The following is a 22,769-nucleotide window of genomic DNA, read 5'->3' on the forward strand; positions in this document are numbered from 1 at the left end:
TCGTGATGCGTTCCCTGTTTCTGTCCCTGTGGCTGCTCGGCGCCGCGTCGGCGGCCCCCACCCCCCTGCGCTTCGACCAGTTCTACTCCGGGACGAGCATTCGCGGGCCCGTCTTCTCCCCCCTGGCGCGCTCGCTGGACGGTCACGAGATCGTGCTCGACGGCTTCGTGGCGCCCGGGGAGGAGGGCGAACTTCCCCGGCTCCTGGTGCTGACGGCCACCCCCCTGAGGGAATGCCCGTACTGCCTGGAGGCCGCCGACTGGCCGAACGAGGTGGAGGGCATGTGGCGGCATGTGCTGGTAGAACTGCCCAGGGGCACGGCGATCCCGGCCCCCGGCTCGCGCGTTCGGGTGGTGGGGCGGCTGGAACTGGGGAACCGGCCCGCCCCGCTGGAAAACGTGGCGACGCCGCTGCGCCTGCACGCCTCCGCCGTCACGCCGCTGCCCTGAGGGGTCACTTGCCGAGTTTCCTGACCGCGTCCTCGGCGTCTTTCAGGCTGTCGAACTCCCCGTCCAGGTAAGCCCATTCCGCGCCGCCCTCGGGTTTGGCAAGCTGGGCGTTCAACCTCCAGAACTTGGGGTCGCTGTGCTTCTCCACGTAGATGCGGTGGATGGCGTCGGCGTGGACGAAGCTGCCGTCTTGCAGCCTGATGAACCTCGTCATGCCTCAGCTTAGGGGTTCGTCCCCACCGTTGTGTCAGCCCCCGGGGTAAGGTGCCGCATGGACTACGCGCGTCTCGGACAGAGCGGCCTCAAGGTCTCCCGCATCGCCCTGGGCACCATGACCTACGGGGACCCCGCCTGGCGCGACTGGGTGCTGCCGGAAGGCGAGAGCCGCCCCTTCATCGCCCGGGCACTTGAAATGGGGATCAACTTCTTCGACACCGCCGACATGTACAGCCTCGGCGCCAGCGAGGAGGTGCTGGGACGGGCGCTGCGGGACTTCGCCCGGCGCGATGGGGTCATCGTCGCCACCAAGGTCTTCAACCCGATGGGGGAGGGGCCGAACGACAGAGGCCTGTCCCGCAAGCACATCATGGACGCGGTGCAGGCGAGCCTGAAGCGCCTGGGCACCGACTACATCGACCTCTACCAGATTCACCGTTTCGACCCCGAGACGCCCGTCCTGGAGACGATGACGGCCCTGCACGACCTCGTGCGGATGGGGGCGGTGCGTTACCTCGGCGCGAGCAGCATGCTGGCCTACCAGTTCGCCAGGATGCAGCACGCCGCCGACCTGCACGGTCTGACCCGCTTCGTCTCCATGCAAAACCACTACAACCTCGTCTACCGCGAGGAGGAGCGCGAGATGCTGCCCCTGTGCCGCGAGGACGGGGTGGGCGTCATCCCCTGGAGCCCCCTGGCGCGCGGCTTCCTCGCCGGGAACCGCCCCGCTGGAGAGGAGGCCCAGACGACCCGCGCCCGCAGCGACCGCTTCAGCCACGCGCTCTACCACACCGAGGCCGATTACGCCGTCCAGCGCCGGGTCGGCGAGGTCGCCGGGCGGCTGGGCGTGAAGCCCGCGCAGGTGGCGACGGCGTGGCTCCTCCACCAGCCGGGCGTGACCGCCCCCATCGTTGGGGCGAGCAAGATGCCTCACCTGGAGGACGCGGTGGCCGCCCTGGGGGTGCGTCTTTCCCCCGAGGACCTGCGCGAACTGGAGGAGCCCTACGTGCCCCACCCCGTGCTGGGCATCTGAGGGAGGGCCGTGCCCCCGGCGGGGTAGACTCGGCAATGCCCCCGCACCTCGCGCTGCTGGGCGCCCCCCTCGTGACGCAGGGGGGGCGCCGGGAGGACGTGCCGCTCGTCCGGCCCGCTTACCTGCTGCTGTACCTCGCGTGCGTGGGCGAGTGGGTGAGCCGCGACATGCTGACCCACGTCTTTCGCCCGGAGGGCGCCGAGGCCGCCACGCGCGGCAGCCTGCGCCTGCTCCTCACCCGCGCCCGGCGCCTCGCCTGGGCGGCGGGGGTGGAGGCCGAGCCGCTGCGGGTGCGCTGGCGGGTGGAGACGGACGTGGGGGAGTTGCGCCGCGCCCTCGCCGCGCGCGACTGGCGCCGGGCAGCAGGGGTCTACCCCGCCCCCCTGCTGCCCGGGCTGCCGACCGGGGGGCTGCCGGGCTTTCACGAGTGGCTGGAGACCGAGCGCGCCACTCTCCACGCCGCGTGGCTGGAGGCCGTCACCCGCCACGAGGACGAGCTGCTGCGCCGGGGCGCCTTCGGCGAGGCCGCCCGGCTGCTGGGGCGGGCCCTCGCCCTCGACCCCCTCTCCGAGGACGTGCTGGGGCGCTTCCTGCGCGCATCGCACCTCGCGGGTGAGCGCGACGGGGCCCTGCGCGCCTACGAACGCTTCGCCGCGCGGCTGAGGGCCGACCTCGGCCTCACCCCGCTGCGGGGCACCCTCGACCTCGTGGACGCCCTGCGCCGGGACGCGCCGCCCGCCCCGCCGGTTGGGGGAGAGGCGCCCGCCGCCGTGCCCCTCGACCTCGTGCGTCCCCCCGCCCTGGTGGGCCGCGAGGCGGAGGTGGCCCTCGTGCGCGGGGCCTCCACCCCCGTCGTGCTCGTGATGGGGGAGCCGGGAGTCGGGAAGACGCGGCTGCTCGCCGAGGTGCTGCCGCATCCCCGGCCCCTGCGCTGCCAGGAGGGGCTGGAGCACGTGCCGTACTTCCCGCTCCTCGCCGGGGTGCGCGCCCGGCTGCCGGGGCTCCCCGACCTCGGCCCGTACGCGGAGGACCTCGCGCGCTTCGTGCCCGAGCTGCGCCCGCCCGGGGAGGCGCCGCCCGACTCCGGGGACGCCGACTCCGGCAAGGTGCGGCTTCTCGAGGCCCTCGCCCGCGTCTTCGCCCCGGAGGGCGCGGTCGTTGTGGACGACCTCCAGTGGGCCGACCCCGCCACCCTGGAGTGGCTCGTCTTTCTCGTGCGGCGCGGCGGGGTGCGGCTCCTCGGCGCCTTCCGGGAGGGCGAGGACGGTCCGGCCCTGCGGGAGACCCTGCGCGCCCTCGCCCCCGAGATGACGCTCGTCCCGCTCGCCCCCCTGCCCGAGGCGCAGACGGCGGCCCTCGCCCTCGGGGTCACGGGCGGGGCGGACGAGCTGGCGGGGTGGCTCTACCCCCGCAGCGGCGGCAATCCCCTCTTCGTGCTGGAGTGGCTGCGGGTCCTCCTCCAGGAGGGAGCGTACGAGGCGCGCGGGGGAAAGTGGCGCCGCCGCACCCCCGGCCCGCCCGACCTCGACGCCCTGCCGCTCGCGCCCCGTCTGGCCGACCTCGTGCTGCGCCGCGCCGACACGCTCCCGGAGGCTGAGCGCCGGGTGCTCGACGTGGGAAGCGTGCTGGGCGGGACGCTGAGCCCCGCTCACCTCGCGCGGGTGCTGGGGGAAGGCGAGTGGGCCGTGAGCGACGCGCTCGCCCGCGCCGAGCGTCTCGGCCTGCTGCGCGGCGAGCGTCTCGCGCACGACGTGGTGCGCCGGGCCCTGTACGAGGCGATGCCGCCCGCCCGGCGGCGCTTCCTGCACGGGCAGGTGGCGCGGGCGCTGGAGGGAGTCCTGGGCGACCTGATCGTGGCCGAGCACGCCCTCCTCGCCGGGGACGAGGCCGCCGCAGCCCGGCTGTGGTTCCACGAGGCGCGTTTCTCCTTCGAGGTGCGGCGCGGCTTCGAGGACGAGGCGACGGCCCTGTACGAGCGGGTGCTGCGCCTCGGCGTGCGCACCCCCGAGTGGTACCGGGCGCACGCCTACCTCGCCGTGCGCCGCCGGGTGGCGGGCCGCGCCGTAGAGGCCCGCGAACTCATCGCCACGGTGCTGCGCGAGTCCGGCGACCCGGCGGCCCGCGCGGTCGCCCACGCGGAGGGCGCGAACCTGGCGTACATGGACGGCGACCTCGGCGCGGCGGCCTCGCTGGTCTCGCTCGCCGCCCGGGAGGCCGCCACCCAGGACGACCCGGGGTTGAGGCGCGACGTGCTGCTGATGCATGCCAACATCGCCCACTACCGGGGCGAGTACGCCGAGGCGCTGCGCATCGCCGAGGAGGGCGTGGCGGCGGGGCGGCAGGAGCCCCTGAGCCTAGGCTTTTGCAACTGGCTGAGCCTGCTCGGTGCCCTGCTGTGCGACGTGGGCCGCTTCGAGGAGGCGCTGGGTCTCTACCGCGAGCAACTGGAGGCGGCCCGCTTCCTGGGGGCGCGCTCCGAGCAGGTCAAGGTGAGCAGCGACATCATCGCCACCCTGCACGACCTCGGGCGGATTCACGAGGGCGTCCCCCTCGCCGAGGCGGCCCTGGGGCTCGGGCACTTCAACGACTCCTACCCCCTGCGCTATCACCTCGCCCTCGCCTACTGCCGGGACGGCCGCCTCGCCGCCGCCCTCGACCACGCGGACGCCGTGCTGCGCGGCTCTCCCTCCGTGAACATGCGCGCCCACGCCCACGCCCTCCTCGCCGAGATCCACGACCGCGCCGGGCGGGCGGCGCAGGGGCACGCGGCCCTCGCGGCGGGGCTCGCGGAGGTGGAGGGCTGCGACGTGCTCACCGCGCGGGCCGTCGTCGTGATCGCCGTGCTGCAATTCGGGCCCGCCGACCTCCTGGCCCGCGCGCGGCCCATCCTCGCGGGCCTGCACGCGGACGTCCTGCCCGCCTACCTGCGCCCGGACTTCGTGACCGCGCTCACCGCCCGGGTTCATGAGCTGAGCGTTTGAAACGTCCGAGAAACGCCCCCTCCTTACCCTGGGTGCATTCCGAACATGAACCGTGCGGCGTGAGGCTCCGCCCGCGCGGCCCTGGGGAGGGAACCAAGGATGCCGATACCCGTCAAACGTCTCGCCCTGCTCGCGCTCACCCTGCTCGTCGCCTGCGGCGGATCAGGCCCCTCCGGCGGCGGCACCGACCCGCCCCCCACCCCGGCCGACCCGGGCACCGGGGGTGGTGGAGGCGGTGGGGGCGGAGGTGGCGGAGGTGGCGGTGGCGGCGGCCCCACCGGACCGTGTGCGGCCACACTCTCGGGAGCGGTCGACATCACGATTCCCACCCGGCTGGCGAACGGCGCGGCGGCGTGCGACTACCTGATCGACGGCGTGCTGGACGTGACCTCGGTGCTGACCATCGACCCGGGGACCGTGGTCCGGTTCGGTCAGGACGCCTCGCTGTACATCTCGTCGGGGGGGGTGCTGGAGGCCGTCGGGACACCTCAGGCCCGCATCCGGCTGGAGGGCCGGAACAAGACCAAGGGGTATTGGAACGGCATTTCCTTCAACGGCGCGCGCCCCAGCCGCATCGAGTACACCGACATCGAGAGCGCCGGGCAGACCGGCTATCTCAAGAACGGCGCGGCGGTGAGCGGCGTGGACGGCACGCTGAGCTTCAAGAACAACACCGTCTCCGGGAGCTACACCGACGGCCTCGTGATCAGCGGCGTGAACCGCCTGCTGATCAACGGCTTTGCGAACAACGTCTTTTACGACAACGTGGGCTTCGGCCTGCGGGTGAGCACCCAGCAGGCCACCGTCCTCGACGCGGCGAGCGACTACCTGGGCCGCAGCAGGGGGCTCCCCAACGGTGTCCCCTACGTGAAGCTCGACTGGGACGACACGTACGACGATACGACCCTGCACCGCCTCAACATTCCCTACTACGTCAGCATCGCCGTGTACTACAAGGGCGGCGTGCTGACCGTCGAGCCCGGCGCCGAGGTCGTGATGGCCCAGGGCGCGGCCTTCAACCTGCACGGCGGGGCGCTGCGGGCGGTGGGCACGCCCCAGGCTCCCATCGTCTTTCGCGGCGAGCGTGCGGAGCGGGGGTCCTGGGACGGCCTCGACTTCTTCTACTCGCGCTCGGACCAGAACGTGATGAGGTACGTCCGGGTACTGTCGGGCGGCGGCGGCAAGGGGGCCAACGTCTACGTCGGCAACGGCTCCTCGCTGCGCATCTCCGACAGCCACCTCGCCGGGAGCAGCGGCTGGGGTGTGTGCCTTGACAGCATCGACTTCGGTGACGCGGGTGCCACCGTGAACATCGGCCCCGGCATGACCTATGAGAACAACGCGGCGGGCAACGTGAACCTGGAGTGCGAGTGAGCCCCGCGCCGCCCACCCGTCCCCCGGCCCCGGGGGTGGACCTCGGCGGGCCGGTGTGTCAATGTGACAATTGTCACATCAGGCTGTTCCTCGCCCCTCCCGAAAGGAAGTCAAGATGCGCATGAACCCCAAGGCGATCCCGGTGCCCGGCCTGACCTGCTTGGGCCTGACCTGTCTGCTCGCGGCGTGCGGCGGAGGCGGGGGCGGCGGCACGACCCCCGGCACGGCGACAAGCTCCATCTCGGGCATCATCTCGTCGCCCGGGTCCCTGGGGAGCGCGGCGCTCGGCGGGGCGCTGCCCCACGCCGCCCCCCGGTGGTCGGGCCGGTGGTCGGGCGCCTCCTGGTGGACCGACCCGGCGGCGGTGCGGGCGAAGCGGGAGGCGCGCGGGGTGGGCCCGGAGGGGATCATTCCCGGGGAGTTCATCGTGAAGCGGCGCGGGAGTCTCGGCGCGCAGGCGCTCGAACCCCTGCGGGTGGGGGACACCTCGCTGCGGCTGTCGCGGTCCCTCGGGCTGCCGGGCGTGGGGCTGTACCGGGTCACGGCAGGCGCGGGGACGGACGCCGCCGGGATCGTGCGGGAGCTGGCGGCGCGGGCCGACGTGGAGTACGCCGAGCCCAACCGCCTCCTGCACGCGCTGCGCACGCCCAACGACACCTACTTCCCGTTCCAGTGGGACGCGCAGGCGATGCGGCTCCCGGCGGCGTGGGACCAGACGACCGGCAAGGCGGTGACGGTGGCGGTGGTGGACACGGGCATCGTGAACCACCCCGACCTCGCGGGCCGCCTCCTGCCGGGGCTCGACATGGTGCAGGACGTGGACAACGCGGGGGACGGCGACGGCATCGACGCGAACCCCACCGACGAGGGCGGGGACACCGGCTACCACGGCACCCACGTCGCGGGCACCATCGCCGCCGCGAGCAACAACGGGGCCGGGGTCGCGGGCGTGAGCTGGGGCGCGAGGATCGTGCCCGTCCGCGTGCTGGGCACCTCGGGGGGCGGCACCCTCGACGACATCGTCGTCGGCACCTTCTGGGCGGCGGGCGGGCAGGTCGAGGGCCTGCCCGCCAACCCCAACCCGGCCAGGGTCGTCAACCTCAGCCTCGGCGGGCCGGGCCAGTGCAGCGACGTGCAGCGCGACCTCTTCAGGGCGCTCGCCGACAACGGCGTGGTCGCGGTCGTCGCTGCGGGCAACGACGACAAGGACGCGGGGGGCTACACTCCGGCGAGCTGCCCGAATGTGATCACGGTGGGCGCGGTCGGCCCCGACGGCAAGCGGGCGTACTACTCCAACTACGGCGCGCGGGTGGACGTGATGGCCCCGGGCGGCAACACCCGGCTCAAGCTCGACATCGGCGGCCAGAAGGTTCCCGGCGGCATCCTCAGCACCGTCGCCGCCGTGGAGGACGGCAAGCTCGTGGCGACCTACGACGTCTACGAGGGCACCTCGATGGCCGCGCCCCACGTCGCCGGGCTGGTGGCGCTCATGAAGGGCGAGCAGCCGAACCTGACGACCGCGCAGACGCTCGCGCGGCTGAGGGCCACGAGCACGCCGCTGAGTGGCGCGGACTGTGGGGTGGCCGGGGGCTGTGGCGCCGGGCTGGTGAACGCGGCGGCGGCCCTGAGCGGGTCCGGCACCCCCGCGCCAGCCCCCACTCCCCCGCCGACGCCGACCCCGGTGGGCGAGATCCAGACCCTCGTCGCCGCCTTCTACGTGCTGCCGAGCGGCTACGACGAGGACCGCAGCCGCGCCGCCCTGGTGAATCAGGAGACGCTGCGCAACAGCTACAAGCTGGGGGGGCTGGAGCCGGGCCGCTACAACGTGGCCGCGTGGCAGGACCTCGACGGCGACGAGGAGGTGGACGACGGCGAACCCTTCGGCATCTACTTCGACCCCGTAAACAAGACTGCCAACGTGACCGTCGACAACGTCGCCCGCAACATCATCGGCATCGACATCGACCTGGAGCCCTACCGCGCTACGAGTCAGGCGCAGAGGGCGGCCAGGGCTCCCGGCGCACAGGGAGCGCTCGCGGCGGCGGCGCAGGCCCGCGCGGCCTCCCGCTGACCCTCCCCGCGCGCCCTCACCCCGTCCCCGGGTAGACCTCGGTCCGCAGACCGGGGAAGTCCCCCTCCAGCTCGCGCGCCAGTTGCCGCAGCCCCCACAACTCGGTGCGGCGGTGCCCGAGGGCGGCCACGCCGAGCCCCAGCGACCGGGCCGCCTCCTGCGCCGAGGGCCGCAACTGGCCCGTCAGGTAGACGTTCACCCCCAGGGAATGCGTCAGGCCCAGGAGGTCAGGGTTCATCGCGTTCATCAGGGCGACCCGCACGAAGGAGGTGTCCACGGGCGCCCACGAGCGGTCCTCTCCCCGCATCTCCTCCGTCAGCGCCCGGTGAAAGGCCCGCCACTCCTGTTCCGGCGGTGTGGCCGTCAGCCCCACCGGGCGCCCCTGCCAGAAGAGGGGCCGCACCTCCCGCCACCCCAGCCGCCCGACGAGGCGCAGATTGGGCCCGGTCGTGAGTTGCAGGTCGAAGCCGTCGTGCGCGTTCAGGACGCCCAGGGTTGGGAACGCCTCGCCCAGCCGCAGCGCCCGGTGGAGGAAGAGGGCGTCCACGTCGGGCCGCTGCGGCAGGTCGGCGGGTTCGAGCGCGAGCCCGAGGGCCGCCACCTCGGGGGGGCCGGGGCGGAAGAGGGGCCGGGGCTCGCCCAAGTGGACGTGCAGCCAGCGGGCGAGGTCGTCGAGGCGGGCGCTCACCGGGCCAGCCTGCCGTGCGGGGGAGTCGGGCGCCGCGTGGAATGACCCAATGGGAGGTCCTCAGCCCGCCCCCGCCTGGAGCTGCTTGCGGTGGTGGTGGATGTGGAGGACCACCATCCGCACCCAGTCGAGCGCAGTGAGTTCGCCCAGGAAGGGGTGGAAGAAGCGCCGCTCAGGGTTCTCGGTGGCCTGCCCGGCACTTTGGAGCAGGGCCGCGCGGGAGGCCGCGTGCCGCTCGGCGAGGGCCTCCCACTCCTGCCCCGGTCCCGGTCGTAGGTTGGCAGGCGCCTGCCGTCTGCCGTCCACCAGTTCGCCCGGCACGGCGGGCACCGGGCGCAGCGGTCGGTCGGAAGTCAGCAGGGCCACGATGCGGGCGGTGCCCTCGTTCACCAGGATGACGTGCTCGGCCTCCTGGGCGGCGGTCCAGGTGCGGCCCGGCAGCAGCTCGTGCCAGCGCCCCCGGGCCCCCTCCACGGCGGCCTCGAAGGCGTCGAGTTCGCGTTCCAGCCGGTGCCGGACCTCCTCGGGCGACGTGCCGAGGGCGCGCAGCATCGTCACCTGTTCCGCAGCTTGGGGATGGGTCATAAGTCAGTCTAAGCCTGGCCCTTTCCGGCCCCCACTACACTCCCCCCATGTGGATGAACTTGCTGCTGGTCTTCATTCCGGTCAGCCTGCTGCTGGAGTACGTGTTGCGGGCGCCGCCCCTGTGGGTCTTTCTCACCGCCACGGTCGCCGTCATTCCCCTCGCCGACGGACTGCGGCAGGCCACCGAGCAGGTCGCGGCGCGGGCGGGGCAGACGGTGGGCGGGCTGCTGAACGTCACCTTCGGGAACCTGGCGGAGCTGATCATCGCCGTCTTCGTGCTGCTGGCGGGCAACATCACCGTCGTGAAGGCGCAGATCACCGGGAGCATCATCGGCAACGCCCTGCTGGGGCTGGGGCTCGCCATCCTGATCGGCAGCTTCGGGCGGGTGCGGCAGAAGTTCAGCGGGGAGCACGCCGGTCAGCTCAACTCCATGCTCTTCCTGCTCCTCATCGCGCTGATGCTCCCGGCCCTCTTCGACCTCACCGAGCAACTGCCCAACTTCGCGGCGGGAAGCGAGACCCTGCGCGCCAACCTCGACGAGTATCTCAGCCTGGGCGTGGCCGTCGTCCTCATCGTGGTGTACCTGCTCAACCTCGTGTACACGCTGGTCACGCACAAGGACGTGTTCGCGCTGGAGGAGGAGCCCCACCACGGCCCCCTCTGGCCGGTGTGGCGGGCGGCTGCGGTGATGGTGGGGGCCACCGCCCTGATCGCGCTGGAGTCCGAGATGCTCTCGGGGGCGCTGGAGGCCACGAGCAGCGTCCTGGGCCTGAGCCCCTTCTTCCTGGGGATCATCGTGCTCGCGGTGGTGGGCAATTTCGCGGAATACATCGCGGGGAGCTACTTCGCCCGGCAGGGGCGCATCGGGCTCGCCATCAACATCGCGGTGGGGGCGACGATCCAGGTGGCCCTCTTCACGGCGCCGCTGCTCGTGCTGATCTCGTACTTCATCGGCAGGCCCATGAACCTCGTCTTCTCCAGCCCGCTCGAACTCGTCGCGCTCGCGGCGGTGGCCTTCACCGTCTCCACCGTCACCCGCGACGGCGAGGCGACGTGGTTCGAGGGCGTGCTGCTGCTCGCCGTGTACCTCCTGCTCGCGCTCGCCTTCTTCTTCGTGACCCCGCGCGGGGAGGGGGAGGCCCGGCGCCTTGCCCCGGTGGCCTTCCAGGCTGTGCAGCAGGACGCGGCCCTCCCTATACTGAGAGTGTCATGAAACTCAGGTTCCTCTCCGCCGCGCTGCTGCTGACCTCCGCCTCGGCCGCTCCCCTGACCGTCACCATCCTCCACACCGACGACCTGCACGGGCACGTCGATCCCGTGAAGGTCGGGCAGGGCACCTACGGCGGCTACGCCCGGCAGACGGCGCTCGTTCGCCGGTACGCGGCGCAGGACCCCAACCCGCTCGTGCTCTCGGGCGGCGACACCTTCCAGGGCACCCTGTACTACAACGTCTACCAGGGCCTCGCCGACGTGCTCTTTATGAACTACCAGGGCTATCAGGCGATGGCGGTGGGCAACCACGAGTTCGACAACGGCCCCGAGGCGCTGGCCCGCTTCGCCCAGAAGGCGCAGTTTCCCCTCCTCGCCTCCAACCTCGACCTCAGCGCCGAGCCGCTGCTGCGTGACCTCGTCAAGCCGTACGCGGTCCTGAGCGTGGGCGGGCAGAAGGTCGGCGTGATCGGCGCAGTGACGCCCGACCTGCCCCTGATCTCCTCGCCGGGGCCGAACGTGAAGATGGTCGAACTGGCCCAGAGCCTGAACGCCAGCGTGAAGGCCCTCCAGGGCCAGGGCATCGACAAGATCATCCTCGTCTCGCACCTCGGGTACACGCTGGAGCAGGAGGTGGCGAAGACGGTGCCCGGGATCGACGTGATCGTGGGCGGCCACTCCCACACCTTGCTCGGCACCTTCGACAACAAGGACTTTCCGCCGAGCGAGGGGCCCTACCCCACCATCGTCCAGAACCCTGACGGCAACCGTACCCTGCTGGTGGCTGCCTGGGAGTGGGGCAAGGTGCTCGGGCGCCTGAAGGTCACCTTCAACGACGCCGGGGCGGTCGAGAGTTACGAGGGCCAGCCTATCGTCGTGTCCGCCGACCTGCCGGAAGACCCCACCGCGCGGCGGATGATCGACACCCTGGCCGTGCCCATCGCCGCCCTGCGCCAGCAGGTCGTGGGGAACACCACGGGCGGCCTGAACGGCGCCCGCGAGATCGTCCGCCGCCGCGAGAGCACGATGGCGAACGTCCTCGCCGACGCGGCCCTCGACGCGGCGCAGAAGGCGGGGGCGACCATCGCCTTCGTGAACGGGGGAGGCGTGCGCTCCAGCATCGACGCGGGCCCGATCACCTTCGAGGAGGCGATCACCGTGCAGCCCTTCGGGAACACGCTGACGGTCCTCGACCTGACGGGCGCGGAGATCAGGCAGGCGCTGGAGCACGGGGTCGCCACCTGGAGCGAGAACAAGGGCCAGTTCCTGCACGTCTCCAGGGGCATGAGCTACACCTTCGACCCCACGCGCCCCGCCGGGAGCCGCGTCACCGCCGTCACCCTGAACGGCCAGCCCCTCGACGACGCGAAGACGTACACCGTCGCCATGAACACCTTCACCGCGCAGGGCGGCGACGGCTTCGACGTGTTCAAGAACGCGAAGGGCCGCCGCATCGACACGGGCACGCTCGACATCGACATCCTGGTGAACTACCTCCGCGCCCGCCCCACCACCGACGCGCAGAACGAGGGGCGCATCGTGATTCAGAACGAGCCGAAGTAAGGCGGTCGGGCTCGACAACGGCGAGAGGGACGCGGGCGCTGTACACCCCGCGTCCCTCCCCTTGTGGAGCCGGGCCCTACGCCCTCGCCCCGCCGAACTGCGGTGCCCCCGCCCGCAGCCGCGCGACGCTCTGCCGGAAGAACTCCGGGTCGTTCAGCGCGCGGGCCACGGTATACGCCCCCTGGACGGCGGCGAACAGGTCGTCTCCAGCCGACGGCGGCAACCCGAGGAGGACCGTCCTCTGCCGCAGGGCGTCCAGGTAGAGCCCGACCGTCCGCCCGGCCCGCGCCGCCGCCGGGTCCCCCAGGGCACGGAGTTCGCCCGCCAGCGTGCCGAAGGGGCACCCGAACTGCGCCGCGCCCCCGGGGTCGGCGAGCAGCCAGTCGAAGTACGCCTCGAACCACGCGCGGGAGGGCAGGGGAGAGAGCCGGGCGAGCAGGTCGAGCAACTCGGCTTCGCAGGCGTCGAGCGCGGCGCGCACGAGGTCGTCGCGCGTCTTGAAGTAGTAGTACATGTTCCCCAGGGGAACGCCCGCCGCCTCGGCCACGTCCTTGAGGGTCGTGCCCGCCACGCCGTTCGCGCGGTAGAGCCGCAGCGCCACGGCCACGATCTGTTCCCGTCTGCTCGGCATCCCTCACCCCCGGGGTCAAGATGCCATGAAGTCCGCCCGCACTTTGCGAGGCACCTCCACCTCTACGCTCAGTTGGAAAGCTGACTGAGTTGGGCTCCGGTCGTCTGTGCGGTCCGGTCGTCCCCGTTTTCCGCCCTCTTCCCGAAAGCAGGTCCTTCATGTCTCAGCACCCCCGCCGTCCGCTCCTCCTCGCCGCCCTGACCGCTGGCCTGCTCGGCTCCGCCCTCGCGGGGGGCAGTGCCGGGGCGGCCCCGCAGATGGGCGACCTCGACGTGAACGGCGCCCGCATCCACTACGTCAGCGTGGGGCAGGGCACCCCGATGCTCCTGCTCCACGGCTACCCCCTCAGCGGCGAACTCTTCGCCCGCAACCGGGACGCGCTGGCCGCCGCCGGGTACCGCGTGATCACCATCGACCACCGGGGCTACGGCCGCAGCACCGCGCCCGCCTCGGACCCCGGCAGCCTGGCGACGTACGCGCAGGACGCCCTCGCCGTCATGGACCGGCTCGGCGTGCAGAAGGCGATCATCGGCGGCATGAGCATGGGTGGGCCCATCGTCTTCGAGATGTACCGCCGCGCGCCTGACCGCTTCCTGGGCATGGTCCTGATCGACACCATCGCCAACCCGGCGGGGATTCCCGAGCAGTACCTGTGGAGGGGGATGGCGCAGGAGGCGCAGACGAACGGCCCGCAGGCGCTGGTCAACGACCTGCTCAAGGACATGCTGACCGGGCAGACGCGCCTGAACAGACCCGCCGACGAGACGTTCCTCTCGAACATCGTCAAGCAGGCCAGCGTGGCGGCGGACGTGGCGGGCGCGAACGTGCTGGCGACGAGGCCCGACTCCATCCCCACCCTCAAGACCATCACCGTGCCGACCCTGATCCTGGTCGGTCGGGAGGACACGGTGTACCCGCCCGTCTTCTCGATGAAGATGCAGCAGAACATCCCGGGCTCCAAGCTCGTGATCATCCCCGGGGCCGCCCACGCCGCGATCTTCGAGAAGGCCGACGCCGCCAACGCGGCGATCCTCGACTGGGCCCGCACGGTCCGCTGACCGGAGGGAACGCAGAGGGCGCACTCGGACGGAATTGTCCGGTGCGCCCTCTTCCGTCCCGCCTTCACACCACGTCGTCGCTCACCAGATGGCAGGCGTCCGCGCGGCGCTCGACCTGCACGGTCACGTGCTCGATCCCGAAGCTGCCTTCGAGGTCGTGCTGGAGGCGGGTGTAGAACGCGTCGTCCGGCACTCCCCCGGGCATGACGAGGTGGGCGGTCAGCGCCGTCTCGGTCGTGCTCATGCCCCAGACGTGCAGGTCGTGGACCGCCGCCACACCGGGCAGGCCCTCCAGGTACGTCCGCACCGCCCCCGGGTCCACATTCTCCGGCACCGCGTCGAGGGCGAGGTTCAGCGAATCCCGCAGCAGCCCCCAGGTCCCCAGCGTGATCACGACCGCCACGACGATGCTCACCAGGGGGTCGAGCCACCGCCAGCCCGTCAGGAGGATCAGGCCCCCGGCGACCACCACCCCGAGGGAGACCAGGGCGTCGGCGAGCATGTGCTGGAAGGCTCCCCGCAGGTTGAGGTCGTCCTTGCTCCCCGAGGCGAAGAGGTACGCGGTGACCCCGTTGACCAGGATGCCGACGGCGGCGACCGCGATCACCGTCCCCCCCTCGACCGGCCGGGGATCACCCAGGCGCCGCACGGCCTCCAGCAGGATCGCGCCCACCGCCACGAGGAGGAGCACCGCGTTCGCCAGCGAGGCGAGGATGGTGCCCCGCCGCAGTCCGTAGGTGTGGCGCACACTCGGCCTGCGCCGCGCGAGGAGGTACGCGCCCCAGGCGAGGAGGAGCCCCAGCACGTCCGAGGCGTTGTGCCCGGCGTCCGCCACCAGGGCGAGCGAGCGCGAGAGCACCCCGTAGACGAGTTCGACCGCCACGAAGCCGACGTTGAGGAGGATGCCCAGGGCGAAGGCGCGGCCGTAGTTCGCGGGGGCGTGCGAGTGCCCGTGGGCATGACCGTGGTCGTGGCCGTGCGTGTGGGCCATCTTCCCCTCACCCCGCCCGTCGGGGAAAGGTGCCGGGCCGCCCCTCGCCCTCGCCCGTCATGACCGAGACGGTGCCGCCCGACTCCAGGACGGCGAGGCGAACCCGGGTCACGTCGTCCACCCCCTGACGGCGCAGTTGCTGCTCCAGGGACTGCCGCGAGACCCGCACCCGGCGCATCGCCTCCTCCCGGAGCCGTCCGTGCTCGATCAGCACGACGGGCGGGTTGTCCACGAGGTCGTGAAAACGGGCGAAGCGGGCGCTGAGCCAGGACGTGAGCCCCTGGAGGAGGGCGAGGCACAGCAGGGCGAGGGCCCCCTCCGCGAGGTTGCGGCCCATGATCGAGCTGGCGACCAGGGACCCCGCCGCCACGTTGATCAGGAAGTCGAAGGACGTGAAGGACGCGAAGGTGCGCGAGCCGAAGGAGCGGGCGATGAGGACCGCCAGGGCGTACAGGAGCAGCACGGAGAGGATCACGCGGACGAGAAACTCCGCCGACCAGCCACCCTGTGGCGTGAGGATGTCCCGCAGGACCGAGAGCAACACGTCCATGCCCCACCCTACCCCGCGTTCCCCGGTTCCGTTCCCCGCCACCGCAGCAGCCGCAGGGCGTTGGCAGTGACGAGGGCCGTGGCCCCGGTGTCCGCCAGGATCGCCGTCCACAGGTTCGTGACGCCGAGCAGCGTGGTGACGAGGAAGACGGCCTTGAGCCCGAGCGCGAAGGCGAGGTTCTGCCGGATGTTGCCCAGGGTGGCGCGCCCGAGTGAGACGAGGTCGGCCACCCCCGTCACCCGTCCGTGGAGGAGGGCGGCGTCGGCGGTCTCCAGCGCCACGTCGGTGCCGCCGCCCATCGCCACCCCGACGCTGCTCGCGGCGAGGGCGGGCGCGTCGTTGATCCCGTCGCCGACCATAAGAACCCCGCCGTGCGCGCGAAGCTCCCCGATCAGGCGCAGCTTGTCCCCCGGCAGCAGCTCCGCCCGCACCTCCAGCCCGAGGGGGGCGGCCACAGCGTGCGCGGTGCGGGCGTTGTCCCCGGTCAGCATCAGGGGACGCAGGCCCAGGGCGCGCAGCCGGGAGACGGCCTCCCCCGCGTCGGGCCGCGCCTCGTCCCGCAGGGCGATCAGCGCGAGGGCGCCGCCTGGGCGGTCCTCGGCGAGGACGACGACGGTCTGGCCCAGGTCCTCCAGCCTCTGAACCTCCGCCTGCCCGTCAGCGCCCAGCCACCCCCGCTCCAGCGCGAAACGCGGGGAGACGACGTGCAGGGCCCGGCCCTCCACGGTGGCGCTTACCCCGCGTCCCGCCTGGGCCTGCCCCGCCTCGGCTCGGGGCACGTCCAGCCCCAGCTCCTCTGCCCGCCGCACGACCGCCCGGGCGAGGGGGTGGTCGCTGCCGCCCTCCACCGCCGCCGCGAGGCGCAGGGCCTCCTGTTCACCCAGAGCGCCCAGGGGCCGCACGGCCGTCACCGTCGGCGTTCCGGCGGTCAGCGTGCCCGTCTTGTCGAAAGCGACCGTGCGGGCCCGGCCCAGGGCCTCCAGCGCCGCGCCCCCCTTCACGAGCAGGCCGCGCCGGGCCCCCGCCGCCAGGGCGCTCGTGATCGCGGCGGGCACCGACAGCACCAGCGCGCACGGGCAGCCGATCAGGAGCAGCGCGAGCCCCCGGTACAGCCACGTCGTCCACTCGGCCCCGGTCAGGAGGGGCGGCAGGGCGGCGACGGCCACGCTCACCGCCACCACCCCGGGCGTGTACAGGCGGCTGAAGCGGTCGATCAGCCGGGCGGTGGGGGCGCGGCTGGCCTCGGCCTCCTCGACGAGCCGCAGGATGCGGGCCAGGGTGTTGTCGCCCGCCCCCCGGGTCACGCGAACGCTCAGCACCCCGCCCCCGTTCACGCTCCCCGCGTACACGGGGTCGCCCAGCCCCTTCTCCACCGGCACGCTCTCGCCCGTCACGGGGCTGTCGTCGAGCGCGGACCCGCCCGCCACGATCACCCCGTCGGCGGGCACCCGCGCCCCGGGCCTCACCTGGATGCGCTGCCCGACGTGCAGGGTGTCGGCCCCGACCTCGCGCACCCGCCCGCCCTCCTCCAGCAGGGCGGTGCGCGGCGTCAGGGCAGCCAGCGAGCGGATGCCCGCCCTGGCCCGCCCCGCCGCCACCCCCTCCAGCAATTCCCCCACCACGAAGAGGAAGACGACGACCGCCCCCTCCGCCGCCTCGCCGATCAGGAGTGCCCCCAGCGCCGCGAGCGTGACGAGCGTGTGAATCGAGAAGGGCTCGCCCAGCCGCGCGGAGGCCACGGCCCGCCGGGCGAGCGGCCACCCTCCCATCAGCGTCGCCGCCGCGTAGCCCCAGGCGGGGGCGCCGGGAAGGATCAGCGCCAGCCCCCACGCCAGGGCGAGCAGGGCCCCGGTGAGGAGGACCAGCCGCCCCTGCGCGCCCGCGTACCACGGCAGGCTGTCCCCGGCGGCCTGGTCACGCGCGTGGCCGTGGTCATGGTGGGATTCCGCCCGGCCCTCCGCGCCCGTCGGCAGCGCCCGGGGCGTGTACCCCAACGCCCGCAGGTGACCTTCGAGCACCTCGCGCGGCGTCTGCGTCTCGTCGAGGTGGAGCCGCAACACCCCGGTCTGGAAGCTCGACTGCACCTCCCGCGCTCCGGGCAGCCGCGTCACCGCGCGCTCGACCTTCTGCATACACGAGGCGCAGTCCATCCCGTCCACGTGGTAGCGCAGTTCCGGGCCCGGCGTGGTGGGCGAAAGGACTTCGGCGGGGCGGGACATGCCCCAGTATATCTGAGCAAGTGCTCAGGTGTCGGGGAGATGACGACGAGGATAGCTCTTTCGTGCTTGGGCGTCGAGTGCGACCCATCCCCGCCCTGCCCGGTGCCCTTGTGCGGTCGGGGCGGGCCTGTCTCGGTCCCGGAAGTCCGGCGGACGAGGGCTCAGGCGTTCCTTCGGAAAAGTGCGTTCTCGGTATGAAGAGCGGGACGTAGGTTTGCCTCCCGCCAAGCCCTTCACCACTTTCGGAAAGCCCCGCATTTCCCGGGCGATCAAGCGTCACAGAACCGGTTACGATACGCCGCCGCCCTCCTGATTGGCTAGACGGCTAGACGAGTATGTGAAGTTTTGCTCTAGGTTCCGTGCAGGCCTGTAAAGGAATTCACCTTCATTTGGCGCGCCCCCAGCCGCTAATCTCGGGAAGGTTCCGGGCTCCCTTTTTGCACCCGGCTCTGGGGCGGGCATTTTTTGTTTGGCCAACTCCATGAGAATTGTCAGTCTATGTTCTGTTTCCAGGAACATATTCGTCAGGCATTAGTCAGACCCACCTCACCTGTTTCCCGTGGGAGGAACCTTCTCTTGAAAACGATCCATCTGAATCCCGGCTCACGTGTCGTGGCCCCCGCCCTGATCGTGATCTCGCACCTCCGCTGGGACTTCGTTTTCCAGCGGCCCCAACACCTGATGACCCGCGCGGCCCGCACCCGCCGGGTTTTCTATGTGGAGGAGCCTGTCTTCGGTGCCGGGCCCGACCGTCTGGAGCGTAAGGACGACCCCAGCGGCGTGACGGTGCTCACCCCACACGTCGAGGAGGGGTACAGCCCGGCGCAGTCGCAGACCCGGACGGCGCAACTCCTGAACGAGTTCGTGCGCGACGAGGCGCTGGAGGTCTACGACCTGTGGGTCTACACGCCGATGGAACTCCCCGTCACGGCGGGGCTGCGTCCGCGTGTCACGGTGTACGACTGCATGGACGAACTCGCCAACTTTAAGGGCGCGTCCCCCGAGCTGCGCGACCGTGAGGCCCAGCTTTTCGCCCAGGCCGACCTCGTCTTCACCGGCGGCTACCGCCTGTACGAATCCAAGCGCGAGCAGCACGACGGCGCCCACCCCTTCCCGTCGAGCGTGGACGTGCCCCACTTCATGCGGGCGCGGACCGGTGTGGAGGACGCCCCCGACCAGCGCGACCTTCCCCGCCCCCGCCTGGGGTTCTACGGGGTGATCGACGAGCGGTTCGACATCGCGCTCATCGGTGAACTGGCCCGTCGCCGCCCGGAGTGGCAGTTCGTCCTGCTGGGCCCGGTGGTGAAGATCGACCCCGCTGAGCTGCCGCGCGGCGAGAACCTGCACTACCTGGGCATGAAGAAGTACGCCGAGCTGCCGACCTACCTCGCGCACTGGGACGTGGCGTTGCTGCCCTTCGCCCTGAACGAGGCGACCGAGTTCATCAGCCCGACCAAGACGCCCGAGTATCTGGCGGCGGGGGTGCCCGTGGTCTCCACCGGCATCCGCGACGTGATCCGGCCCTACGGCGAGCGTGACCTTGTGCGCGTGGCCGACGGGGTGGACGCCTTCGAGGCCGCCGTCGCCGCCGCCCTGGGTGAGGCGGGGACCCCCGCCGCCGAGGAGCGCAGAGGGCGGGCCGACCGCCACCTCGCCACCCTTTCCTGGGACCGCACCTGGGCCGAGATGAGCGCCCTGATCGAGGGGGCCGCCGCCGAGCGCGTGGCCGTGGCGGGGGTGGCCGATGACTGAGCCGACCTCCACCTCTCAGGGCTTCGACTACCTCATCGTCGGGGCGGGCTTTGCGGGCAGCGTGCTCGCCGAGCGGCTGGCGAACGACGGCAAGCGCGTCCTCATCGTCGACAAGCGTCCCCACATCGGCGGCAACGCCTACGACTGCTACAACGACGACGGCATCCTGATCCACCCCTACGGCCCGCACATCTTCCACACCAACTCGCGGGAGGTGATCGACTACCTCTCGCGCTTCACGAAGTGGCGGCCCTACGAGCACCGCGTGCTGGCGAGCGTGGACGGGCAACTCCTGCCCATCCCGATCAACCTCGACACGGTGAACAAGCTCTACGGCCTCAGCCTGACCTCCTTCCAGGTCGAGGAGTTCTTCGCCTCGGTCGCCGAGAAGGTCGATCAGGTGCGGACCTCGGAGGACGTGGTGGTCAGCAAGGTGGGGCGCGACCTCTACAACAAGTTCTTCCGGGGCTACACCCGCAAGCAGTGGGACCTCGATCCCAGCGAACTCGACGCCTCGGTGACGGCGCGGGTGCCCACCCGGACGAACCGCGACGACCGCTACTTCGCGGACACCTACCAGATGATGCCGCTGCACGGCTACACCCGGATGTTCGAGAACATGCTCGCGCATCCGAACATCAAGGTGATGCTGGGCACCGACTACCGGGAGATCGCGGACTTCATCCCCTACGGCCACATGATCTATACGGGCCCGGTGGACGCCTTCTTCGACTACTGCTACGGCAAGCTGCCCTACCGCAGCCTGGAGTTCGTCCACGAGACGCATGCCCAGGAGCAGTTCCAGGCGGTCGGCACGGTGAACTACCCCAACGACTACGCCTACACCCGCATCAGCGAGTTCAAGCACATCACCGGGCAGCAGCACCGCCACACGTCCGTGGTGTACGAGCTTCCGCGCGCCGAGGGGGACCCCTACTACCCGATCCCCCGCCCCGCGAACCAGGAACTCTACAAGAAGTACGCCGCTCTGGCCGAAGGGCGCCCCGACGTGACCTTCGTGGGCCGCCTCGCCACCTACCGCTACTACAACATGGATCAGGTGGTCGCCCAGGCCCTCACGACCTACAAGAAGCTCACGGCGGCGACGCCCGAGCCCGAGGCCCAGCCCGTCGGCTGAACCCGAATCACGAGAGCCCGCCCGAAGCCTCGACTGGCCGGGCGGGTTCTTCTTTTGGGCCTGGGTGGATCTCTCCTGCAAACGTGCGTGAAAAGGAGGGCAGAAGGCCGAGGGGGAGCGCCTTCTGCTTTCTGTCTCCTGCACCGTTCGCAGAACGTCAGTTGAACATCCGCCGCAGGTCCGCCGTGTACTTCGCCAGCTCGTGCGGGGGCGCGAAGGTCTCGGCGGCCCGTAGCCGCAACTCCAGCACCTCGGGCTCGTGGGGGTCGATGCGCAGGTACTGGTTGGCGAGCAGGACCACCCGGCGGTGGTCGCCCCCCTCCGCCACTCGCTCCATCTGGCGCCGCAGCTCCAGGGTCAGCGAGAGCAGCGCCTCCTCGCGCAGTCCCTCGGCCCACTCGCTGTCCTCCAGGTCGGGAAGGAAGGGGCCCCGGTACAGCGCCAGGGCGCGGGCCGTCTCCCCCCGCGTCAATGCCTCCCGCAGGGCGTGCAGGTCGAGGTCCACGTGGACGTCGCGGCCCAGGAAGTAGCGCGGCGCCTGGTGGGGCCCCTCGAAGCGGACGATCTCGGCACCCAGCCGGTCGCGCAGCTCCTTGAGGCACTGGCGCATGTACGCCGCCCCGCTCTTGGGGTCTTTCTCGGGAAAGAGGTCGAGCTGCATCTCCGCCCGGGTCCGCCCCGGACTCAGCGTGATGTACACGAGGAGGGGCACCGTGCCCCCGTACGTGAAGCGCACCTCCTCGCCGTCCTTGTGGACCGCCTGCCCCCCGAGGGTCTGCACCTGTACCGTGATCACGCCGTCCTCGGGCAGCGTGGGCGCCCCGGCCAGGTGCGCGAGGCGGTCGAGGAGCGGCTCCATGTACGGCGCGATCTCGGGTTCCAGGACCGCGTAGTGCAGCAGCTCGTTCAGCTCCTCCAGGTCGGGGCGGAACTCGCCCAATTGCCGCAGCCGCAGCATGTGGGTGAGGGCCTCCTTGAGGGCCGACGCGACCGCCCCCTCCTGCCGCAGCTGCAGGGCCGCCGCCGCGTGGTGAAGCTGCACCCGGACGAGTTCGGGCAGCCGGGCGGCGTTGCGGAACATCTGCGCGGCCCGTTCCAGGTCCGCCGCCGCGCTCGTAGGATCACCCCGTCGCCGGGCAAGCACACCGCTCGTTGCCCACATCTGGGCGGGCCACTCGGCGGGCACGCTGCCAAAGCTCAGCAGAGTATCCACGGCCTTTCCGTGCTGTCCGACCAGACTTTGATGCTCGGCCAGACGCGAGATGACCCAGACCCGGAGGTTGTGGTCCTGCAAGCTCTCAGCAAGAGGGCGAAGCTCCTCCAACACATGAACGTAAGAGGGATAGTCGCCATTGAGGCGTAACAACTCGGCCTCGCTGGTCATGAGCAGGGCTTGCAAGCGTGGCGAATTGGCATGGTGCAGTGTTCGTTTGGCCTCGGTCAATGTCGCGCGTGCCTCGGCGAGTTCGCCATGCGAAATTTGCAGTTCCAGGAGATTGCGTAAAGCGCTGAAGCGGGGAGCGGGATCGGGCAGGGAGGGCAACACGCTCACGGCTTCGGAAAGCAGGAGTTTGGCGCGGCGCGGATTCCCGAGAAGGGTGTACATCAGTGCCAGGGAGACGGTGACGCGAGCGGTCCACTCGTCGTTCCCCAGGGCAACATAACCATGCCAAGCGCGTTCCACACGCTTCAGGCCCTCGGCGGTCTGCCCAGACTGGAACTCCGCCACGCCCCACCAGCGCAGGCAACGTAACTGGAGTTCCCCTGTAAGATTTGGCACGATGGCTTGGAGACGCGCGGCCGCCTCATCGAACCGACCAAGGAGCCGAAGCACGTTTCCAAGCTCGACTTGCCCTTCGGGATCACCGAGCAGACTTGCCTTGGTGAGTGCGATTTCAGCTTCCTCCAACCGCCCTGTATTCAGCAGCGAGAGGCCCAACAAAGTATAGTCGCGCGCCGTCCTCGCATTTCCGGAGAGGAGCGTGACGACTGCCTCAAATCGCCCGGCCTCGAATTGTCCCTCGACGTCGCTCATACCACGTCCCCCAATTTTTATACGACTCTGCCTCTATCGTGGCGCTATGAAAAGCAACACCGGACGCAAAGTTCGCGCCATCCTGCTCACCGCCTTGACGGCTGTCCTGACGCTGGCACAGGCGGGTGGCGCTCATGATTTCGGCCAACGCGCCCCTGCTCAGACAGAACGTACGGTGCAACCTGGCGGTGGTGCCCACGACTTCGGGCAGTAACCATGCCGCGA

19 protein-coding genes are annotated in these 22,769 nt (G+C 71.2%); 11 read left to right on the top strand and 8 right to left on the bottom strand.

Features of this window, described 5'->3' with window-relative positions:
• Positions 1 to 5 precede the first annotated feature (5 nt).
• The gene (locus DAETH_RS17660) at positions 6 to 449 is read left to right on the top strand and encodes a hypothetical protein (RefSeq protein ID WP_264778027.1); all 444 of its coding nucleotides are present in this window, start codon (positions 6 to 8) and stop codon (positions 447 to 449) included.
• 4 nt (positions 450 to 453) lie between these two features.
• Here the strand turns inward: DAETH_RS17660 and DAETH_RS17665 are convergent, their stop codons facing one another.
• Complete coding sequence (locus tag DAETH_RS17665; RefSeq protein WP_264778028.1) at positions 454 to 663, bottom strand: hypothetical protein; 210 nt, start codon at positions 661 to 663, stop codon at positions 454 to 456.
• A 57-nt stretch (positions 664 to 720) separates the two neighbouring features.
• Here DAETH_RS17665 and DAETH_RS17670 point away from each other — a divergent pair, with 57 nt between their 5' ends.
• The 4 genes from DAETH_RS17670 to DAETH_RS17685 all read left to right on the top strand — a co-directional run bounded on the left by DAETH_RS17670 (position 721) and on the right by DAETH_RS17685 (position 8,124).
• A complete protein-coding gene (locus DAETH_RS17670) occupies positions 721 to 1,698 on the top strand; it encodes an aldo/keto reductase (protein WP_264778029.1) in 978 nt (325 codons plus the stop codon).
• A 35-nt stretch (positions 1,699 to 1,733) separates the two neighbouring features.
• The gene (locus DAETH_RS17675; protein ID WP_264778030.1) at positions 1,734 to 4,679 is read left to right on the top strand and encodes an ATP-binding protein; all 2,946 of its coding nucleotides are present in this window, start codon (positions 1,734 to 1,736) and stop codon (positions 4,677 to 4,679) included.
• Between the two features lie 99 nt (positions 4,680 to 4,778).
• Positions 4,779 to 6,053 (top strand): right-handed parallel beta-helix repeat-containing protein, encoded by a 1,275-nt coding sequence (locus DAETH_RS17680; RefSeq protein ID WP_264778031.1) that lies wholly within the window; start codon positions 4,779 to 4,781, stop codon positions 6,051 to 6,053.
• 115 nt (positions 6,054 to 6,168) lie between these two features.
• On the top strand, positions 6,169 to 8,124 hold the full coding sequence (locus DAETH_RS17685) for a S8 family peptidase (protein WP_264778032.1): 1,956 nt from the start codon (positions 6,169 to 6,171) through the stop codon (positions 8,122 to 8,124).
• Between the two features lie 16 nt (positions 8,125 to 8,140).
• On the opposite strand, the gene DAETH_RS17690 is transcribed toward DAETH_RS17685, so the two are convergent.
• Both DAETH_RS17690 and DAETH_RS17695 read right to left on the bottom strand, forming a co-directional pair.
• On the bottom strand, positions 8,141 to 8,812 hold the full coding sequence (locus tag DAETH_RS17690) for a Nif3-like dinuclear metal center hexameric protein (protein ID WP_264778033.1): 672 nt from the start codon (positions 8,810 to 8,812) through the stop codon (positions 8,141 to 8,143).
• 60 nt (positions 8,813 to 8,872) lie between these two features.
• Positions 8,873 to 9,397 carry a DinB family protein gene (locus tag DAETH_RS17695; protein ID WP_264778034.1) on the bottom strand — a complete coding sequence of 175 codons (525 nt, stop codon included), beginning with the start codon at positions 9,395 to 9,397 and terminating at the stop codon, positions 8,873 to 8,875.
• A 47-nt stretch (positions 9,398 to 9,444) separates the two neighbouring features.
• On the opposite strand from DAETH_RS17695, the gene cax reads away from it, so the two are divergent.
• Entirely contained in the window at positions 9,445 to 10,611 is a 1,167-nt protein-coding gene (cax, locus tag DAETH_RS17700) for a calcium/proton exchanger (RefSeq protein WP_264778035.1), read from the top strand.
• The gene (locus tag DAETH_RS17705) at positions 10,608 to 12,170 is read left to right on the top strand and encodes a bifunctional metallophosphatase/5'-nucleotidase (RefSeq protein WP_264778036.1); all 1,563 of its coding nucleotides are present in this window, start codon (positions 10,608 to 10,610) and stop codon (positions 12,168 to 12,170) included. Before cax ends, DAETH_RS17705 begins: the two co-directional genes overlap by 4 nt.
• 76 nt (positions 12,171 to 12,246) lie before the next feature.
• Here the strand turns inward: DAETH_RS17705 and DAETH_RS17710 are convergent, their stop codons facing one another.
• Positions 12,247 to 12,801, bottom strand: a complete 555-nt coding sequence (locus DAETH_RS17710; RefSeq protein WP_264778037.1) for a TetR/AcrR family transcriptional regulator — start codon at positions 12,799 to 12,801, stop codon at positions 12,247 to 12,249.
• Between the two features lie 158 nt (positions 12,802 to 12,959).
• Here DAETH_RS17710 and DAETH_RS17715 point away from each other — a divergent pair, with 158 nt between their 5' ends.
• Complete coding sequence (locus DAETH_RS17715; RefSeq protein WP_264778038.1) at positions 12,960 to 13,859, top strand: alpha/beta fold hydrolase; 900 nt, start codon at positions 12,960 to 12,962, stop codon at positions 13,857 to 13,859.
• 64 nt (positions 13,860 to 13,923) lie between these two features.
• Here the strand turns inward: DAETH_RS17715 and DAETH_RS17720 are convergent, their stop codons facing one another.
• The 3 genes from DAETH_RS17720 to DAETH_RS17730 are packed head-to-tail and all read right to left on the bottom strand — an operon-like array spanning position 13,924 to position 17,619.
• Positions 13,924 to 14,850, bottom strand: coding sequence for a cation diffusion facilitator family transporter (locus DAETH_RS17720; RefSeq protein ID WP_264778039.1), 927 nt, complete (start codon positions 14,848 to 14,850; stop codon positions 13,924 to 13,926).
• A 7-nt stretch (positions 14,851 to 14,857) separates the two neighbouring features.
• Complete coding sequence (locus DAETH_RS17725) at positions 14,858 to 15,400, bottom strand: DUF421 domain-containing protein (RefSeq protein ID WP_264778040.1); 543 nt, start codon at positions 15,398 to 15,400, stop codon at positions 14,858 to 14,860.
• Positions 15,401 to 15,408: 8 nt separating this feature from the next.
• Positions 15,409 to 17,619: a heavy metal translocating P-type ATPase gene (locus DAETH_RS17730; protein ID WP_264778041.1), complete on the bottom strand. Its 2,211-nt coding sequence runs from the start codon at positions 17,617 to 17,619 to the stop codon at positions 15,409 to 15,411.
• Positions 17,620 to 18,195: 576 nt separating this feature from the next.
• Between DAETH_RS17730 and DAETH_RS17735 the strand changes: the two genes are divergently transcribed.
• Positions 18,196 to 19,371 carry a glycosyltransferase family 1 protein gene (locus DAETH_RS17735; RefSeq protein WP_264778042.1) on the top strand — a complete coding sequence of 392 codons (1,176 nt, stop codon included), beginning with the start codon at positions 18,196 to 18,198 and terminating at the stop codon, positions 19,369 to 19,371.
• Positions 19,364 to 20,509 carry a UDP-galactopyranose mutase gene (gene glf / locus DAETH_RS17740; RefSeq protein WP_264778043.1) on the top strand — a complete coding sequence of 382 codons (1,146 nt, stop codon included), beginning with the start codon at positions 19,364 to 19,366 and terminating at the stop codon, positions 20,507 to 20,509. Before DAETH_RS17735 ends, glf begins: the two co-directional genes overlap by 8 nt.
• 157 nt (positions 20,510 to 20,666) lie before the next feature.
• Here the strand turns inward: glf and DAETH_RS17745 are convergent, their stop codons facing one another.
• A complete protein-coding gene (locus DAETH_RS17745; protein ID WP_264778044.1) occupies positions 20,667 to 22,544 on the bottom strand; it encodes an SARP family transcriptional regulator in 1,878 nt (625 codons plus the stop codon).
• A gap of 46 nt (positions 22,545 to 22,590) precedes the next feature.
• Between DAETH_RS17745 and DAETH_RS17750 the strand changes: the two genes are divergently transcribed.
• Positions 22,591 to 22,758, top strand: coding sequence for a hypothetical protein (locus DAETH_RS17750; protein ID WP_264778045.1), 168 nt, complete (start codon positions 22,591 to 22,593; stop codon positions 22,756 to 22,758).
• Positions 22,759 to 22,769: the final 11 nt, after the last annotated feature.

This window comes from Deinococcus aetherius, from assembly GCF_025997855.1.
GTDB lineage: Bacteria > Deinococcota > Deinococci > Deinococcales > Deinococcaceae > Deinococcus > Deinococcus aetherius.

What these genes read in the sequence shown, in the direction of transcription:
- DAETH_RS17660 (WP_264778027.1), top strand. Translation starts at nt 6, where the DNA reads ATGCGTTCCCTGTTTCTGTCCCTGTGGCTGCTCGGCGCCGCGTCGGCG.
- DAETH_RS17665 (WP_264778028.1), bottom strand. Translation starts at nt 663, where the DNA reads ATGACGAGGTTCATCAGGCTGCAAGACGGCAGCTTCGTCCACGCCGAC.
- DAETH_RS17670 (WP_264778029.1), top strand. Translation starts at nt 721, where the DNA reads ATGGACTACGCGCGTCTCGGACAGAGCGGCCTCAAGGTCTCCCGCATC.
- DAETH_RS17675 (WP_264778030.1), top strand. Translation starts at nt 1,734, where the DNA reads ATGCCCCCGCACCTCGCGCTGCTGGGCGCCCCCCTCGTGACGCAGGGG.
- DAETH_RS17680 (WP_264778031.1), top strand. Translation starts at nt 4,779, where the DNA reads ATGCCGATACCCGTCAAACGTCTCGCCCTGCTCGCGCTCACCCTGCTC.
- DAETH_RS17685 (WP_264778032.1), top strand. Translation starts at nt 6,169, where the DNA reads ATGCGCATGAACCCCAAGGCGATCCCGGTGCCCGGCCTGACCTGCTTG.
- DAETH_RS17695 (WP_264778034.1), bottom strand. Translation starts at nt 9,397, where the DNA reads ATGACCCATCCCCAAGCTGCGGAACAGGTGACGATGCTGCGCGCCCTC.
- cax (WP_264778035.1), top strand. Translation starts at nt 9,445, where the DNA reads ATGTGGATGAACTTGCTGCTGGTCTTCATTCCGGTCAGCCTGCTGCTG.
- DAETH_RS17705 (WP_264778036.1), top strand. Translation starts at nt 10,608, where the DNA reads ATGAAACTCAGGTTCCTCTCCGCCGCGCTGCTGCTGACCTCCGCCTCG.
- DAETH_RS17710 (WP_264778037.1), bottom strand. Translation starts at nt 12,801, where the DNA reads ATGCCGAGCAGACGGGAACAGATCGTGGCCGTGGCGCTGCGGCTCTAC.
- DAETH_RS17715 (WP_264778038.1), top strand. Translation starts at nt 12,960, where the DNA reads ATGTCTCAGCACCCCCGCCGTCCGCTCCTCCTCGCCGCCCTGACCGCT.
- DAETH_RS17720 (WP_264778039.1), bottom strand. Translation starts at nt 14,850, where the DNA reads ATGGCCCACACGCACGGCCACGACCACGGTCATGCCCACGGGCACTCG.
- DAETH_RS17725 (WP_264778040.1), bottom strand. Translation starts at nt 15,400, where the DNA reads ATGGACGTGTTGCTCTCGGTCCTGCGGGACATCCTCACGCCACAGGGT.
- DAETH_RS17730 (WP_264778041.1), bottom strand. Translation starts at nt 17,619, where the DNA reads ATGTCCCGCCCCGCCGAAGTCCTTTCGCCCACCACGCCGGGCCCGGAA.
- glf (WP_264778043.1), top strand. Translation starts at nt 19,364, where the DNA reads ATGACTGAGCCGACCTCCACCTCTCAGGGCTTCGACTACCTCATCGTC.
- DAETH_RS17745 (WP_264778044.1), bottom strand. Translation starts at nt 22,544, where the DNA reads ATGAGCGACGTCGAGGGACAATTCGAGGCCGGGCGATTTGAGGCAGTC.
- DAETH_RS17750 (WP_264778045.1), top strand. Translation starts at nt 22,591, where the DNA reads ATGAAAAGCAACACCGGACGCAAAGTTCGCGCCATCCTGCTCACCGCC.